We start from the raw sequence: 17,950 nt of genomic DNA on the forward strand, positions 1-17,950 counted from the left end.
AAAAAACAGTTGGTGAAATTAGCAATTTATGAATTGCTAATTTCACCAGCCTGTAATTATGAGTTATTAATAAATAGCAGGGTATTTTGAAGGATTAGCCTCGTTCATCATGGCATAAACGGTTTCAACTACGTCATCAACAGACGGCTTACTGAAGTAATCGCCATCTGAGCCATAAGGTGGCCTGTGTTCTTTAGCGGTTAGCGTTTTAGGCTGTGCATCGAGTGCGTAATATCCATTTTGTGCTTCCAGTATCTTTTGCAGGATGTAGGCAGATCCGGCACCGGGCAAGTCTTCATCAACAACCAGCAACTTACTGGTTTTCTTTAACGAAGTACCACAAACATTCTCTGTATCAAATGGATACAGCGTTTGAGGATCTATTACTTCGATATGAATCCCCATACTTTCAAGCTCAACCGCAGCCTCTTGCACAACCCTCAATGTTGATCCGTATGAAACCACAGTGATATCGTCGCCTTCTTTTAAAACTTCAGCCTTGCCAAGCGGCACAGTAAAATCACCAACATTGGCCGGCAATTTTTCCTTTAAACGATAGCCATTGAGGCATTCAATTACCAAAGCAGGTTCATCACCCCTTAGCAGCGTATTGTACATACCGGCTGCCTGGGTCATGTTACGGGGCACACAAATATGGAAACCGCGCATCGACCCCAAAATAACACTCATCGGTGAGCCCGAATGCCAGATGCCCTCTAACCTGTGACCACGAGTACGAATAATAAGCGGTGCTTTTTGCCCGCCCATGGTGCGATAACTTAAACTGGCAATGTCATCACTGATGATGGTTATTGCATATATCAGGTAATCGAGATACTGGATCTCTGCAATCGGCCTTAAACCGCGCATGGCCAGCCCCATACCCTGCCCTATAATACTTGTTTCACGGATCCCGGTATCGCTGATACGTATCTCGCCATATTTAGCCTGCAAACCGGCAAATCCCTGGTTAACATCGCCTATAGCACCAAGATCTTCACCAAAGGCAACAATGCTTTTATCCCGGGCAAAGTTAGCATCGAATGCGGCATTCAGCACTTCCCTGCCATCCATTACCTTTGCATCATCACTATAAATAGCAGCTACAACAGGCACATAAAGAGGCGATTCTGGTGTTCCCGTAAACAACTTTGAGTTGTAGCGCTCGGCATTTTTCACGCCTTCCGTTTTCAGCCACGCTGATAATGCTCTTCGCTCAGCATTATCCTCATGAACGGTTAACCGTAACGCTTTACGGATAGCGGTAAAAATCTCGCGCCTGCCAGCGTCAAAACTTGTATGTAAGCTTGCTGATAAGCCCGATATTGCCTCTTTGTGCGAAGGTAATGATTCGGCAAACGCGTCTATCAGATCAGCCGCTTCCTCTATTTCGGCCTTTATAACAATGGCCAGTTCATTGGCCGCTTCCCGCTGGCATTCGCGTACATATCTTTTTGCCTCAGCCTCAAGCTCCTCCAGCTCAATTTCAGTAGTGATAGCGGAGGCAATCATCCATTCGCGCATTTTAAGCAGGCAGTCGTGTTCATCCTCCCAGGTCAGGCGCTCTTTACTTTTATAGCGCTCGTGTGAACCTGAGGTAGAGTGGCCCTGTGGTTGGGTCATTTCGGTAACGTGGATCAATACAGGTACATGTTCTTCACGGCAAATATTGATAGCCCGTTCATAAGTTTCGCAAAGGGCAATATAATCCCAGCCACGAACTTTAAAAATCTCATAACCGTTACTTCCATTTTCACGCTGAAAGCCTTTTAATACTTCCGAGATATCTTCTTTAGTAGTTTGCAAGCTGGCCGGAACCGAGATAGCATAAGCATCATCCCAAATTGAAATAGCCATAGGCACCTGCAGCACGCCTGCGGCATTAAAAGTCTCAAAAAACGATCCTTCGGAAGTTGCACCGTTACCTACGCTGCCAAAAGCTACTTCGTTACCGTTAATTGAAAACTGTTTCAGATAATCAAGTTCTTTATTTTGACGATATAGTTTTGAAGCATAGGCTAAACCTAATAAACGCGGAATCTGACCGGCAGTTGTTGAAATGTCCGACGAACTGTTCATCGTTTCAACCTGGTTAACCCAGCTTCCATCAGTGTTTACAAAACGGGTAGCGTAGTGACAGTTCATTTGCCTGCCGCCAGATGCGGGATCTTTTTCAATATCAGGATTAGCATATAGTTGAGCAAAAAACTCTTTCATATTGCTCATGCCTGTAGCAAACATAAAAGTTTGATCACGATAGTAACCCGCGCGCCAGTCGCCCGCACGAAAAGCTTTGGCCATTGCCAGCTGTGCAACCTCTTTGCCATCGCCAAAAATACCGAACTTTGCCTTGCCCGTTAGTACTTCCCTGCGGCCTATCAAACTGGCCTGGCGACTCTCATAACCAATACGATAATCATCAATAACAATCTTCTTGAAATCATCAAAACTGAGCTCGGCAGTATTAAATTTACTGGTAGCGCGTGTTGTAGTTTCAGGCATATAAAATTTTGTTTAGACGGTAAAAGTATAAAATTCTATTCTGTATTAGGCAAACTAACAGATAAAACCCGGAGTTTGAGTAATAGTTTTGTAATTACATTAAACCTTTTATATTTGTAATAATCAAATATAACGTATGAAAAAGATATTAATGATTTGCGCGGTAATATTAGGCTTTGCCTTCACCGCATCAGCACAAGATAGCGGAAAAGCTGAGTTTAAATTTAACGAAGAAAAGCATGACTTTGGTAAAATACCACAAGGCACTCCCGTTACTACCGTGTTTGAATTTACCAACGTTGGCAAAGAACCGCTTATTTTAACAGAAGTAAGGCCAACCTGCGGCTGTACAATTGCCGATTACACTAAAACTCCTGTAAAAAGCGGCGATAAAGGCACAATCAAAATCACTTACAATGCTGCTGCTGCTGCGCCATTTAACAAAACTATTGTTGTTAAATCAAACGCTGTAACACCCGAAAAATATTTGAACATTGTTGGTGAAGTTGTAGCTAAACCCGCGGCGAGCAAGTAATTATTACATGCTTGATATATCCCGTATATCAACCGGGATATTTAAAATAATATTTAAAAGACCCGAAACCGGGTCTTTTTTCGTTTACAAAGGTTTTACAAACTATAATTTTCATTTTAGTAATTTTGCAGAATGCCAAAAATATCTGAAAAGGGCCAGCGAATGCCCGCGTCACCGATACGTAAATTAACACCTTACGCTGATAAAGCTAAGCAGGATGGGAAAAAGGTGTATCATCTTAACATCGGCCAACCCGATATTGCTACGCCCGATGGCATGCTGAATGCCATTAAAAAAATTGATTTTAAAGTTTGGGCTTATACCCCAAGCGAGGGTACATTGAGCTACCGTAAAAAGCTTACTGAGTACTACAATAAACTGAGCTATAATATAACGCCCGAAGATATTATTGTTACTACCGGAGGTTCGGAAGCTATTAGTATTGCATTAATGGCATGCCTTGACCCCGGCGATGAAGTGATTATCCCGGAACCTTTTTATGCCAACTATAACGGCTTTACCAGCCAAAGCGATATTGTGGTTAAGCCTATATTATCGTACATAGACAATGGTTTTGCACTTCCTCCTATAAGCGAATTCGAAAAACTGATAACGGATAAAACCAAAGCCATCATGATTTGCAATCCAAATAACCCAACCGGGTATTTGTATTCGAAAGAAGAGATGGAGGCGCTGAAACAGTTGGTTTTAAAGCATGACCTGTACCTGTTTTCGGACGAGGCATATCGTGAGTTTTGCTATGATGGCCGTTCGTTTATATCGCCAATGCATATGAACGGACTTGAAGAAAACGTTGTGATAATGGATACGGTAAGCAAGCGCTACAGTGCCTGCGGTGCCCGTTTGGGTTGCATGATCACTAAAAACAAGGAATTACGCAACACAGCCTTGAAGTTTGCCCAGGCCCGTTTAAGTGCAGGTATGGTTGAACAAATTGCCGGCGAAGCAGCCGTTGATACGCCGGACAGCTACTTTGAAGCAGTAAATAAAGAATATACAAGCAGGCGCAATACGCTGGTAAGTGCACTGAATAAAATAGATGGTGTTTATTGTCCTAACCCCGGCGGCGCGTTTTATGTGGTTGCCAAACTGCCTATTGATAATGCCGACAAGTTTTGCCAGTGGATGCTCGAAATTTTTAGCCTCAATAACGAAACAGTAATGATGGCCCCCGCCACCGGCTTTTATAGCACGCCCGGAGCCGGATTAAATGAAGTGCGCATGGCCTATGTTTTAAACAACAACGACCTTACAAAAGCGATGACCTGCCTGGAAGAAGCATTGAAAGTTTATCCGGGCAGGACAGTCGCCAGTGAGCAGTTAGCAGTTGGCAATTAATTCATTTTACTTATTTTATCCAACACAAAGCCCGGTTCAAAAAACGGGCTTTGTTGTTTTACCCAAACTGATCAATCGCCCATAAAAAACCTTAAGTTTATTCAATGAAATTTAGCCAGACTATTAGCCTTCACAAACATCAGAATATTAACTGGATAAATAATTTAAGGCTGATAACTATGTTCGCCGTTGTGGTGCTGCACACAGCGTCTCCATTGTTGTTCCGCGTTAAAGGGGTACCTATTAACGACTGGCTTGCTGCCGATATTTACAATGCTGTGGTGCGATTTTCCGTTCCCGTTTTTGTTATGATAACAGGAGCTTTACTATTACAACGGGAGTATGAACTTAAAGATTTCTTAAAAAAGCGATTTGGCAGACTTATCCCCCCTTTTATTTTTTGGAGTTTGATTTATATCGGTTATAAACTTTACAACGAAGAGATAGAGTTATCAGACAATATATGGCTCAATATAAAACTTGTATTACAGCAACTTCAAACCGGCAGCTACTATCATTTATGGTATGTTTATCTTTTAATGGGGCTTTACCTGTTTATACCCGTAATAAGCAAATTTGTGCGTAACGCAACAGAAAAAGAGATATTGTACTTTTTAGGTATCTGGTTTTTGACAGTAATTTTAAGCCGGCCTTATTTAACTATGCTCGATCCGGGCATTGATCTCCACAACTTTACCGGCTATATTGGGTACCTTGTACTTGGCTATTACCTTGCTTATAGGCCATTAAAATTTAAAAACATAGCTTTAATTGCGGTGTTGGTATTTGTATTATGTACCCTATCAATAACTTTAGGTACGTATTTTATATCACTGAAAACCAAAAACTTAAACACTTTCTTTTACGAACCAATTAGTCCTTTTATAGCTATACTATCGTCGAGCGCGTTTTTAATGGCTAGATTTATTAAAGTCAATTTAAATCCGGTTGTAAATAACATTATAAGCAATATAGGCAAGTATACCTTAGGCTTATACCTTAGTCATGCTTTAATTTTAAACTTCCTTGAACTTAATGATATTACATATAAGATATTCAACCCGGTCTTCAGTATTCCATTAGTCGCGCTATTAACTTTTTCGTTATCCAGTCTTGTGATATTTGTGATGAGCAAACTACCGCTGCTAAAGCATGTTGCCGGATAAAATTTCGGCGCAATGACAATTAAAATCCATGAACTATTCGTCGCAACTGCAAACTAAATCCGTATATTTGTAACCGCTTATAACTGCAAACTGCCCACCGGCAACTGCGAACTCAAAAAATGGGGTCGACCGGAATTGACAGGATGGAGATAAGTAGGTAAGCATGCAGCGCGTTGGGTGAATTAGCGCTTTAATCTGAACGCTCAAACTTACAAATGGCGAAAATAACTACGCCTTAGCTGCCTAATTTAGAATTAGCATAGCTTTTGTCCCGCCGGTTTTCCGTTTCATCGGATCGGCAATCGGGGCATCGAAAGATGAAACTGGCCTGCTTAGGGTGTGATAAGCGGGTAAGATAAAGCACCTAAGGAAGACGGTACAGGTAAGCGACTGACCTTCCCCTTCCCTACAATTAAACAGAAGCTAAGCATGTAGAAAGCTTACCTTATACCATGTTTGGACGAGGGTTCGAATCCCTCCGGCTCCACCAGGGGAGATACTAAACTAAAAGTATCTCCTTTTTTTATTTTATCAACCATCTGATTAAAAGCCATTTACCAAAAAAATCACACATCCAAAATAAGTATTCGAAAATTTCTTGTTAAACTCCTGCCGGTGTTTGAAAATCGCATCTGAATAATTAGTTCGATGGTCTTGGCATTCAATATCCACTTAAGTGATAAGTAATTTAACAATTTTTGCAACCATTTAGTAAAAAGAAGCTTTGTTTTGGAAAAAGAATGCTTTTAGCAATTTGCGTGATTGTTAGAAATAAAAGCACCAGGTAAAAAGAGGATAATATACGTTTCGCGCGATGTGCAAGTTCGCGTTCTAAACTATCAAATGTCAACACATTAACTTTTATCAAATGATAATTCGATCTTTCAATAACAAAACTTATCCGTATCAATTAACGACAAGCGGGCGTTATTTCTGCCAATGCTGACAATTCTAATGCTATTACTACAGTAGTTATTAAAAGACCGGAACCACAACCCGCAGGAATTTGGCGCTGTACGATACGCACAATGGCGATATCGCAAAAGAAAGATAGAACCCGCTGATCTGCTCTTTTTAACCAATTTATTAACAGTGTTTTTAATGTGGAGATATATCATATAAACCCTCACTTGCTTCACACAAAAGAGCCCCAACCAAAGTTGAGGCTCTTTAAAAACAAGTTACTTTTTCTATTTCTCCAACCAAACCCTTGCGTTCACAAATGCTTCCATCCATGGCGATACTTCGTCTTTACGCCCGGTTGGATAGTTAGCCCAGTGCCATTGGAAAAGGGAGCGCTCAATGTGTGGCATCATCACCAGGTGACGGCCGGTCTTATCGCACATCATGGCAGTGTTGTAGTCTGAGCCATTGGGGTTGGCGGGGTAGCTTTCATAGCCGTATTTGGCTACGATGCCGTACTGGTCTTCGGCATATGGTAACCGGAACTGTCCTTCACCGTGCGAGATCCAAACGCCAAGCGTTGAGCCGGCCAGCGTAGACAGCATCACCGAGTTATTTGGTTGTATGGTTAGCGAAGTAAAGCCGCTTTCGTGTTTATGGCTTTGGTTGTGCAGCATCTTCGGCTTTTCGGCATGGTCAGGGTTGATCATGCCCAACTCAATAAACAGCTGGCAACCGTTACAGATACCTACCGACAGCGTATCGTCGCGTTCAAAGAAGTTTTGAAGGGCTACCCGGGCCTTTTCATTATACATGAAAGCACCGGCCCAGCCTTTGGCTGATCCCAATACATCTGAGTTAGAGAAGCCGCCTACAGCTCCGATAAACCGGATATCTTCCAGTGTTTCCCGGCCCGAGATCAGGTCAGTCATGTGGACATCCTTCACATCGAAACCGGCGAGGTACATAGCATTAGCCAACTCGCGCTCGGAGTTACTGCCTTTCTCGCGGATTATGGCCGCTTTTGGTCGTGGCTTGCCTGCGTCTATAACCGGTTTCTTTCCAGCAAAGCCTGCCGGGAATTTATATTTTAAAACATGGTTCTTGTAATTATCAAAACGCTCCCTGGCTTTCACCGCACCGCTTTGTTTCTGATCAAGCAGGTAAGATGTTTTAGTCCACACGTCCCTCAGGTGATCAATATCAAACGACCAGCTACCGTTAGCGTTTTTCACGGTAAGCGTAGCTGCCGTTTCAACAGTACCAATCTTGCAGAAGGCAACACCATTGCGTTCCAACACCGCTTCCGCTGTTGCATCGGCCTGGAAAACGATTCCGATGTTTTCAGCAAACAGCGTTTCGATGATATCCTGATTGCCTAATGCGGAAAGGTCGATTGTTGCGCCTAAATCGCGGTCAGCGAAGCAAAGTTCTAACAAGGTAGTGATCAAGCCGCCGCTGCCGATATCATGCCCGGCCTGGATGTGGCCTGCTTTGATCAGTTGCTGCAGGGTATTAAACGTATTTTTGAAAGTGCCGGCGTCTAATACGTCAGGTGTTTCAGAACCTATTTTATTTAAAATTTGAGCAAATGATGAACCGCCCAGTTTATAGGTATCGCCCGATAGGTTGATATAATAGATCGCGCCTCCGTCTTTTTGCAGCACAGGCTCTATCACCCCGGTAATATCGTCACAATGCCCGGCTGCCGAAATGATCACAGTACCAGGGGCAATCACCTCGCCATCCTTATACTTTTGCTTCATGGAAAGCGAATCCTTCCCTGTTGGGATATTGATCCCCAGTTCAATTGCAAACTCAGAACAGGCCTTTACAGCGGCATATAAACGCGCATCCTCTCCCGCATTTTTACAAGCCCACATCCAGTTGGCCGAAAGAGACACACTCTGTAAGCCATCCTTCAAGGGAGCCCAAACAATATTAGAAAGCGATTCGGCAATGGCGTTACGACTCCCTGATGCCGGGTTAATCAACGCCGAAAGCGGCGCATGACCAATTGAGGTAGCAATACCATCCTTGCCCTGAAAATCCAGCGCCATAACACCGCAATTGTTAAGCGGCAATTGCAGTGGGCCGGCACATTGCTGTTTCGCCACGCGGCCACCTACGCAACGGTCTACTTTGTTAACCAGCCAGTCTTTAGACGCCACTGCTTCCAGTTGCAGTACCTGCATGAGGTAAGCCTGTAATTGAGATACGTCATAGGTTACCGGGCTATACTTTCGTTCGATTGTCTTATCCTGCATCACCACTTTCGGTGAACTGCCAAACATATCACCCATGTCAAGGTCCATTGGCCTGGCACCCGTAGTGGCTGATTCAAATGTGAAACGATGGTCGCCGGTTACTTCGCCCACCGTATACATCGGAGAGCGCTCGCGGTCGGCAATCTTTTGCAGGATCTCTATGTTTTCCTGCCCGATCACCAGCCCCATACGTTCCTGGGATTCGTTTCCGATAATTTCTTTAGCTGAAAGGGTTGGGTCGCCAACAGGCAGTTTATCCAGGTCGATCTTGCCCCCGGTTTCCTCTACCAGTTCCGAAAGGCAGTTTAAATGACCGCCTGCACCATGATCGTGAATAGAAACAATCGAATTAACATCACTTTCTACCATCCCGCGCACTGCATTTGATACTCGTTTCTGCATTTCCGGGTTTGAGCGCTGGATAGCATTCAGCTCTATGCCCGAACCTAATGCGCCGGTATCTGCCGACGAAACGGCTGCACCACCCATACCTATCCGGTAATTATCACCACCCAAAATCACCACCTTATCGCTTACCTGCGGACTGTGTTTTTTGGCTTGCGACAGCTTGCCATAACCGATACCGCCAGCCTGCATAATTACCTTATCATAACCCAGGGTGCGTGAATCTTCCTCATGCTCGAAAGTGAGCAGCGAACCCGTGATCAGCGGCTGACCGAACTTGTTACCAAAATCCGATGCTCCGTTTGAGGCTTTAATTAAAATATCAACCGGCGATTGATAAAGCCATTTGCGCTCGGCAACGCCATTTTCCCAGGGACGGTCGGCTGCTAAGCGCGAAAGGGCCGTCATGTATACCGCCGTACCGGCCAACGGAATAGAACCCTGGCCACCGGCCATCCTGTCCCTGATCTCACCACCCGATCCTGTAGCTGCACCGTTAAAAGGCTCAACAGTGGTAGGAAAGTTATGGGTTTCGGCTTTCAGGGAAATTACAGATTCAAAATCTTTGATCTCGTAGAATTCAGGTACATCCGGACGTTTGGGTGCGAATTGCTGAACTACAGGGCCCTTTAAAAAGGCTACGTTATCTTTATAAGCCGAGACAATCCCGTTCGGGTTAGCCTCAGACGTTTTGCGGATTAGCTTAAACAATGAAACAGGTTGCTCTTGTCCATCAATCACAAAAGTGCCGTTAAAAATTTTGTGACGGCAGTGCTCCGAATTCACCTGAGAAAAACCAAATACTTCGGAGTCGGTCAACTTACGACCTAATTTTTCAGAAAGACCGTTTAAGTATTGAATCTCTTCGTCACTTAAAGAGAGTCCCTCCTGCTTGTTATATTGTGCGATATCTTCAATTTCCAGAATCGGTTCCGGTTTTATGTTAATGGTGAAGATTTCCTGATTAAGCGTTGAATATTTTTGAAACAGCATCGGGTCGAAAGCCGAAAAATCAGGATCAACCGCCGCAAATTCCTCGATGCGGATAATACCTTCAATGCCCATGTTCTGTGTAATTTCAACCGCGTTGGTACTCCATGGAGTAACCATCGCCGCCCGGGGACCAACAAAAAAACCGGTCACAATTGTATCCCGGTTTAATTCCGCGCCTGCAAAAAGCCAGCTTAGTTTTGAAATATCTGTCGGATGGAGCGTTTGATTATGTTGTACGGCAAACACCGTATTTGCTTTATTAAAGAAAAAGTAAATCATATCCTTGTTTCAAGGTGCAAAGGTAGCTTTTTTAAAAAAAACAGTCAACATTAAAAAAGAACCGTTTCGGATTACAACTATACTAATTACTCAAAAAGGTCACCAGAAGTTAAAAGCGTCCCCACAGTGGTGTTTTTTCGAACCAATTTGTTGAAAAATTAAGACGAATTGGAAATATTGGAGAAGATCCTTTAAAAAATATCACTTAAAGATTAAATAATTATGAAATTCAAAATTTCAAACTAAGATGTATAGTTTGGGTGCTCGATAGTGGGCACTTCTCTATATAAATAGGAGAAAGGTGATTCCCTCAGGTTTTCTCTTTCTCTATTCGTCTGATTCAATGAATTGATATGTTCAAAGTGTTGCAGAACTAACGGTTCGCTATTCCGGAAGGGTGAGATCAATTGCCCCGGAATATCCAAAGAGCCACATCTATTTCTTTATCTTCACCCATACCAACTTTACTGGCCCCAACAAACCAGATGACAGCAATTTTGAATTTGCATTATAAAATGGCATGGTAGTATAGGTTACTTTTTGCTTTACATCAGGCTGTTGGTCTCCGATTAACCTGTTTACCCAAAGGTTAGTGACTTTTATTTCCAGCCTATTCTCTCCTGGTTTCAATGCGGAGTTTACATTCACGCTGAAAGGCTTTTTCCAAACAGTACCTAATAACTTTCCGTTCACCACTACCTCAGCCAAATTCTTTACATCCCCCAGATCTAAACGTATCTGGGCACCTTTCACCAATGTATTTACAGGGATATTAATTGACTTTGTATAGGTGGCTGTACCTGAGAAGTATTTAATGCCAGGATCGGTATGCTCAGTATATGAAACCAAATTTTCAAATGAAGCTTGTAGTGGTGCGCCACGATCCGGCTGGAAAGTAACGTTCCAGGGCCCTTTAACCGTAATTATGTCTTGATCGGTTTTTGCAGGAAGGATAACCATGCTTTTTTTCGCAGGCGACAGAAACACTATAAATAATGCATCATTTGGTGTAAAGTTCAAGGAAACATTTGTATGGTTGTTTTCTATTTTATAAGAAACAGGTTCTGTTTTTCCCGTCTCGGGATGCCAGATCTGCGGAGTCTTTCCAATGACACGAAATGTCGCATCAACAACTTCATTCCGGTCGTTACGGTTATTTACCCAATAAATGTCGCCACCTGCAACTTTGCGGTGTACATAGCGTAACTGTGTATCATCGTATGGTTTGCTATATTCAAAATCAGGCCGGATGCTCAAAGAAGAAAGCACTTCAGCAATTGTCTTTCCCGTGAATACATTTTTTCTATCGGAGTTCCATACCTCATTTACCAGGCGCTGAAATTCCAGAGGGTCATCATTTAAACTTGCTGCCATTTCAGGCTTTATACCAGTGATAACAGCTCCCTCTTTTACAAGCTGAGCTATTTTACGAAGAACAGGTAAGGACATCTTCCGGGCAATACTGTCTATCACTAACATCTTGTATTTAATCCCGGAAGGTGTCACCAGTTTGCCTCCTTGTGTATACAAAAGGTTGATGAGTGCATGAGGATTAATAAAATCATAGCTGTATCCTGTTGGAACATCGGGTAGTTTGTTTCCGAACAATCCGGTAATGTTATTGTCTTCCCCGTAATAATATACAATATCAGCAACAAACTTTCCTTGCTGTAACATATAGGAACTACGGGCCAGGTAATCAGTCCACACCTTTGCCTGATTTGCCCAGGTATCATGACGGTTAAACCATTGGCCAAATACGCTTAGTCCAAGACCAGGGATCTTGTCATCAACCGGCTGATGAACGGAGGTATGGATCACAAAACGATTTACACCGCTGGCCAGCTCCAGATCGGCCGTAGGTTTTAATTTTTCAGGTGAATATGACCAGGCTCCATTAATACCAAAACCGATGGCGGTAAACGATTCAGCAGCGACCAGGTTTTGCCCGTAGATGTGTGCAACCGAAGCAGATTCAAGAATATCGGCCTGGGCCATGTTTGGCGGAGAGCCGCCGAGCCCAGGTGTCCACATAGCCGACATCGGAATAGCTGCTGTACGTTTTACATCCATGCCATCAACAATGAACAACCGACCATTCTCATGCGATTCAGAATAACGCTTCATCCCATAGTCTGTAAGAATACCGGTAAGCTGGTTATAATGATTTTCAGTTATTAATTCTGAAATGGTTTTTCGCCAGTCCCAGAGAAATTGCTCGCTGGCTTCTGCACTTTTGATAACTTGTCCGGTCAGCACCGGCATCCAGGGCAATAAACTATAACCCCGACGCTTTTGGAATTCCTCCATCATACCGGGTGTCCAAGTTTCCTGCCCCGCTTCGTAACTATCAGTTATCATGTATTGCAATCCTTTACTTCCCATCAGGCCACCAGTTGCATCTTTGTATTGGTTCAGGTAAGTCGTAAAATATTCTTTCACTGCCCTTGCGTCCATTTTGTCTACTTCCAATCCTGTTGCTTCCACTGATGCGGGATGGTTCTGTTTCCCGGTTAACGAATAGCCAAACCGTACTATTTTCCATTCTCCGCCGGTGGCTGGAGGTGTCCAGTTCAGGCTGCCCGTTGCATCCATCTTCCAGGTTAAATCAACCACATCGGCTTGTGCAATCACATCCGGGGTATTTGGTGTAGGATATTTCAATAAATCGGCAGAGGCTACAAAACCAGCCTTTTCTTCAAAGTGATTAATACGTGTAGCCGGGTATAAAACCAGTTCTGCAATGTCATTTCCAGCAGGTGGTTTGGAAGTCACTCCACCTCCAAGCATCGTTGCAATAAGGTTGGGATGTGCCTCCGGATTGTTAAATCTTAACCGAAAATACCTGGCAGTGGTTGGCGGAATGGTAATGGTTTGCTGTGAAATAACACTATGCGGAATAAAAGCCACCCTACGAAAATTAATTCCATCATCACTTACTTCCAGACTGCGCTCTTCAGACGGCCCCGGTAAGCCAAAAGGTGACCTGCTTCCGCCTCCTGTCACGGAAACTGCCTTGATGGTTTGAGCCTGTGCAAATTCATATTGAATCCAGGAATATCCTTTTGCCGGATCAGAAGGTAGCAGGTTAGTTGTCTCCAAATTGCCGTCTGTTAGTTGTTTCAAAGTAAAACTGCCTGCATTGGAAGTGATTTTTGGAGCCAGATCAGTCAATGAAATATCTGCCGCTGGTAAGCGGTACGCTACCACTGCCACATCTTCATAATACTCCGGCGGTGCAGCTGTTTTTAAACGGATGACAGAAGTTTCCTTTGGGATAGCCAGGTTTTGGAAATCCCCTGTCGTGGCAGGCGGCCTGGGCAATGTGCCGGTAAAAGGCTGCCCTCCTTTTAATCGCACCTCGCTCCAAATCAATTTTTTCATCCCGTCTTTAGCAGCTACCCAGGGCCCTCCGCTTTCACTCCAGCCCGGCGAACCGGCAATGGCCATTTCCAATTTTAACGAATCGGCCAGTTTGGTGGCTAACCTGAAAGCATCTTTCCATTCTGGCGTCATATACAATAAGCGCTTCGCAACAACTTGCGGAGTGACAACACCTGCATCAAAATTTTGAAAGCCGCCGATCCCGCTACGCTTCATCCATAACAGATCTTTGCGAATACCATCTTTGGTAATATTGCCATTTATCCAGTGCCACCAGACGCGTGGTTTGGCGGCATTATCCGGATGTACAAAACCTTTGTAAAGGCTACTTACAGGCACTTTACTACTTTGTGCATTTGCAGAAACCGGTACTGAAAGCGCCACGCTTATGCAAACCTTAGCGGCGAGATTCCTGATATTAAATGTCATTTGCCAGTTTATTTATTAATAGTTCGTATTTAAGTGGATTGTATTTCATGGAGCAAGTCATGTTCAGTTATCGCTGCCAATCCAATAAAACTTTTTATGAAGATTATTTTTCTTCAATAATTAGTACATCCCATGGTTCAATTTCAACAACGGCTTCCTGCATTATTACCTTCCCTGTAACTAATTCAATACCAGCCGTGTATGGATAAGTAACATTCAATCTTTGTGAACTATAATTATAATAGTAATGCACTTTTTTACCGGCATCATTATTGCCGCTTTTGGTAACCAGTGGCCAATGCATCTTTTGGTCAATGGTTTTAATTCCGGCCCTATCCATTTCCTGAAGAATTAATTTTTCCTGAATGGCATCCGAGACATTGGTTGCTTCATAAAGCAGTGTTCCCTTACCAAAGGTGTTGATAGTTACCGCGGGATATTTGCCAAAGTATGGATGATCATAAAAAGCCAGCGGTTTAGCCGTTTCGGGTATAAGGTATTCTCCCCAATCATAAACTTTATTCCCGGCTGTATCGACCCGGAACGGATTGTCTTTTAATGACAACGCTTTAAAATTCGTAAATTCCTGATAATAGAATCCGCAGGCTTTACGCAGCGGGCCAGGTGCAAGCATAGGGCGCACCATGGAGTTTTCGTCGCAAAACCCGCTTTTAAACTGCATGATCACATGACCGCCACCAGCGATATAGTTATTGATCTTATCCAGCAGGGTATCACTGGCAATGTACAGGGAGGGAATAATAATCAATTTGTAATCCCCGAAATTAGTACTCTCCGGAAAAATGAAATCTGTACCCACGCTGTTCCTGAAAAGCACCTTGTGGAACTGAGCAACCAGCTCATTCCGATATATATTGGCTGGTTTTCCCGGAATGCTGACCTTCGGATCTTTGAACGGCATCACATTCAGGCCGGTATTGGCATCATGACTAAAAAGGATGGCTACATCATTTTTGATCTTCAGATTGACCAGCTTACTGCCGAATCGTTGCAGCTCGTGGGCCGTTTTTGAATACTCTGCGTAGGCGCGGTTAGGCTGAAGGTCGTGGGAAAGAATTCCTTTCCAATAGGTTTCCTGACCGTAATGAATGGAATGCCAGTGCCAGTATTCCACCATATTAGCGCCTGATCCCATGTGGGCATAAACGTTCATCCTGAGCTGACCATCATAGGGAGGCGCTTGAGACTTTGAATCCCAGCCGGTGGTTTGGGCATTAGTTTCAGTGATAAGGTAATTTTTTCTTTTTACGGACCTGAAATAATCTCCCGCAAAAGCAATCTCTTCACCGGTCAGCTTATCCTGTGAACCATGATAAACGTTAACTGCCAGCACATCCATGTTTTTGGCGCTTTCCACCTGATCAATATCCTGGACCGCCGGCATGAAACAATGGGTCACAAATTGATCAGGCCGTTTATATGCCCTTACAATTTCCGTCTGCCAGTTCAGGTAGTCGGCTACGGCCTTGCGCTTAAAGCGCTCCCATTCCAGTTTATAGCCGGTATTGGTTACACCATCCCTTTCCGGAAATTCTTCCCAGCCATTCATGGTCATTCCCCAATAATTCAATCCCCATATTTTATTAAGCCGCTCTACAGTTCCGAATTTCTTTTTCAGATAGTCAACGAAGCTGATCTGAAAATCATAATTATTGGCATTATAAGAGGTGGTTTCATTATCAACCTGAAAACCAATAATAGCAGGATTTTTGGTGTAATGTTCCATCATCTTCCCGATGACCCGCTCTGCATAAAACAAAAATGCCGGGTTAGTAATATCCATGTTCTGCCGAATGCCATAATAGGCATTAGCACCTTTTTCATACTTCAACAGCACCTCAGGGTGTTTATGCCATAACCAGGCTGGTATAGAATAAGTAGGTGTACCCAAAATTACCTTTATGCCATTTTTGTGTAAACCGTCAATAATCCTGTCCATCCATGCAAAATCAAACTCCCCTTCCCTTGGTTCAAACAGGCTCCAGCTCGATTCACCCAATCTCACAACTGACATTCCTGATGCTTTCATCAGTTTAAGATCTTCCTCCAGGCGGTCTTCCGGCATATATTCCTGGTAATAGGCTGCACCATAAAGAATATTATCCAACTTTTTTGTTTGTGCTGAAACACGTTCAGTAAATGAGCAAACGGCCAGCAGGATAATAATTAATTTTTCACGTTTCATATTTTGTTCAATTCGGGCGATAGAACCAATTTTAATTCGACAAGATAAAGAGCGTCAGATAACCACTGACGCTCCTTAAGGAGGATTAAATTTTGTCATTGGTCAGTTTTTCTACCGCTGGGATTGGAAATACGGTAGATGGCGGCAGCCTCTTGCCTGCGGCAGGAAGCTCTGTTTTATATCTGCCTGTTCTAAGCAAGTCAAACCAACGCTTATCTTCAGCGAAAAACTCATAACCTCTCTCCCTGAATACCAAATCATCAAATGTAGCTTGAGTTAAACCGCCAGGAAGATCAACTGCCGCGTTAGCCGTGTTGATGCTAACGCCGTAACCTCTTCTTCTGACCATATTGACCGCGTTGTAGGCGTCAGAGGTCGGGCCGTTAACCTTATTTTCTGCTTCAGCGAATATTAACAGCACATCTGCATAGCGGTACAGAAAGAAATCGTTACCAGCTGCAGTCTCGGCAGGTGCAAGCGGGTCCCGGAATTTTCCATACAAAAGGTCATTAGGTGCTGCCACATTAATGACTACCGTTGCACCATTGATCACCGTTTTGTTGTAAAGTGTCCAAACTTTCCTTGGATCGTTGTTGTCCCAGTTTTTGATGAACGGCAACGTGCTTGTTGTCCCAAAATTTTCATTTCCAGTCGCGGCGAAACCCTGATATTGTGTAGTGGATGCCGAATATGATGGAAGAAAATTACCCAGTCCTACGGATCTTGTAAATTTCAGCGCAAAGACCTCTTCTGAACTGGTTGCTGAAGTAGGCGAAAAAATATCAGTAAATGATGGCAGCAGCTCATAACCATAGGTAGATTTATTATCCATTACTTCTTTAGCTTTAGTTCGCGCATCACTAAATCTGCCTAACGTTAAATAGACATCAGCAAGGGCCGTTTTTGCTGCGCCGGAGGTTGCTCTCCCGTATTGGGTCGTCGTCGCAGGCAGGTTTGCTTCGGCAAATTGGAAATCACTGATAATCTGGTTATAAATATCAGCAACCTCAGCCAGCGGCTGCCCAGTATTTTGAGCATCGGTGACCGGCACAAGCCTTAAGGGCACTTTTCCAAACGCCCTCACCAGTTGATAATAGGCTATTGCCCGAACAAATCTTGCCTCGGCAATATATTTGTTGCCATTGGCAAAGCTTCCGCTTGTCACTACCTGAATTAAGGTATTTGCCCTGGAAATTGCCTGATAAAATGTCGGCCAGAAATTATCCTGGTAGGTGACCTGGGTGAAATCGTAATTTGCAAAGGCTTCCTGGGGCGCATATCTGGAATGGGAGTAATCTTCCATCAGCGTCAATGCTGTGGTGTAATGTGTTTCCCATAAGCGGCCCCTGCTGCGCGTGAATGGTTCATACACGCCTACCGTTGCTGACTCTATAGAATTCGCGTCAAAATTCCCATAGGTAAGCTGACTTACTGGTTGTTCCGTAAGAAATTTTTTGCATCCCGTGCCAAACACCAGGACGGTGAATATTGTTATCAAAAAAAGCTTTTTCATAATTTAAAT

At 43.6% G+C, this 17,950-nt stretch carries 8 protein-coding genes and 1 other RNA gene; 4 read left to right on the forward strand and 5 right to left on the reverse strand.

The features are described from left to right. Window positions 1-66: 66 nt before the first annotated feature. Entirely contained in the window at window positions 67-2,502 is a 2,436-nt protein-coding gene (locus tag ACEN9X_RS27980) for a thiamine pyrophosphate-dependent enzyme (RefSeq protein WP_413668268.1), read from the reverse strand. Window positions 2,503-2,638: 136 nt separating this feature from the next. Here ACEN9X_RS27980 and ACEN9X_RS27985 point away from each other — a divergent pair, with 136 nt between their 5' ends. The 4 genes from ACEN9X_RS27985 to ssrA all read left to right on the forward strand — a co-directional run bounded on the left by ACEN9X_RS27985 (window position 2,639) and on the right by ssrA (window position 6,052). Beyond that, window positions 2,639-3,037, forward strand: a complete 399-nt coding sequence (locus ACEN9X_RS27985; RefSeq protein WP_091207513.1) for a DUF1573 domain-containing protein — start codon at window positions 2,639-2,641, stop codon at window positions 3,035-3,037. 132 nt (window positions 3,038-3,169) lie between these two features. After that, window positions 3,170-4,396, forward strand: a complete 1,227-nt coding sequence (locus ACEN9X_RS27990) for a pyridoxal phosphate-dependent aminotransferase (RefSeq protein WP_413668269.1) — start codon at window positions 3,170-3,172, stop codon at window positions 4,394-4,396. A gap of 104 nt (window positions 4,397-4,500) precedes the next feature. Beyond that, a complete protein-coding gene (locus ACEN9X_RS27995; protein ID WP_413668270.1) occupies window positions 4,501-5,562 on the forward strand; it encodes an acyltransferase in 1,062 nt (353 codons plus the stop codon). Between the two features lie 121 nt (window positions 5,563-5,683). Then, window positions 5,684-6,052: a transfer-messenger RNA gene (gene ssrA, locus ACEN9X_RS28000) on the forward strand. Between the two features lie 700 nt (window positions 6,053-6,752). Here the strand turns inward: ssrA and purL are convergent. The 4 genes from purL to ACEN9X_RS28020 form a co-directional block, all read right to left on the reverse strand. Then, the gene (gene purL, locus ACEN9X_RS28005; RefSeq protein ID WP_413668271.1) at window positions 6,753-10,409 is read right to left on the reverse strand and encodes a phosphoribosylformylglycinamidine synthase; all 3,657 of its coding nucleotides are present in this window, start codon (window positions 10,407-10,409) and stop codon (window positions 6,753-6,755) included. 435 nt (window positions 10,410-10,844) lie between these two features. Beyond that, entirely contained in the window at window positions 10,845-14,222 is a 3,378-nt protein-coding gene (locus tag ACEN9X_RS28010) for a glycosyl hydrolase (RefSeq protein WP_413668272.1), read from the reverse strand. Between the two features lie 103 nt (window positions 14,223-14,325). Beyond that, window positions 14,326-16,428 carry a beta-galactosidase gene (locus ACEN9X_RS28015; protein ID WP_413668273.1) on the reverse strand — a complete coding sequence of 701 codons (2,103 nt, stop codon included), beginning with the start codon at window positions 16,426-16,428 and terminating at the stop codon, window positions 14,326-14,328. A gap of 85 nt (window positions 16,429-16,513) precedes the next feature. Next, window positions 16,514-17,941: a RagB/SusD family nutrient uptake outer membrane protein gene (locus ACEN9X_RS28020; protein WP_413668274.1), complete on the reverse strand. Its 1,428-nt coding sequence runs from the start codon at window positions 17,939-17,941 to the stop codon at window positions 16,514-16,516. Window positions 17,942-17,950 lie beyond the last annotated feature (9 nt).

It is taken from the genome of Mucilaginibacter sp. Mucisp86, from assembly GCF_047324315.1.
Lineage (GTDB): Bacteria > Bacteroidota > Bacteroidia > Sphingobacteriales > Sphingobacteriaceae > Mucilaginibacter.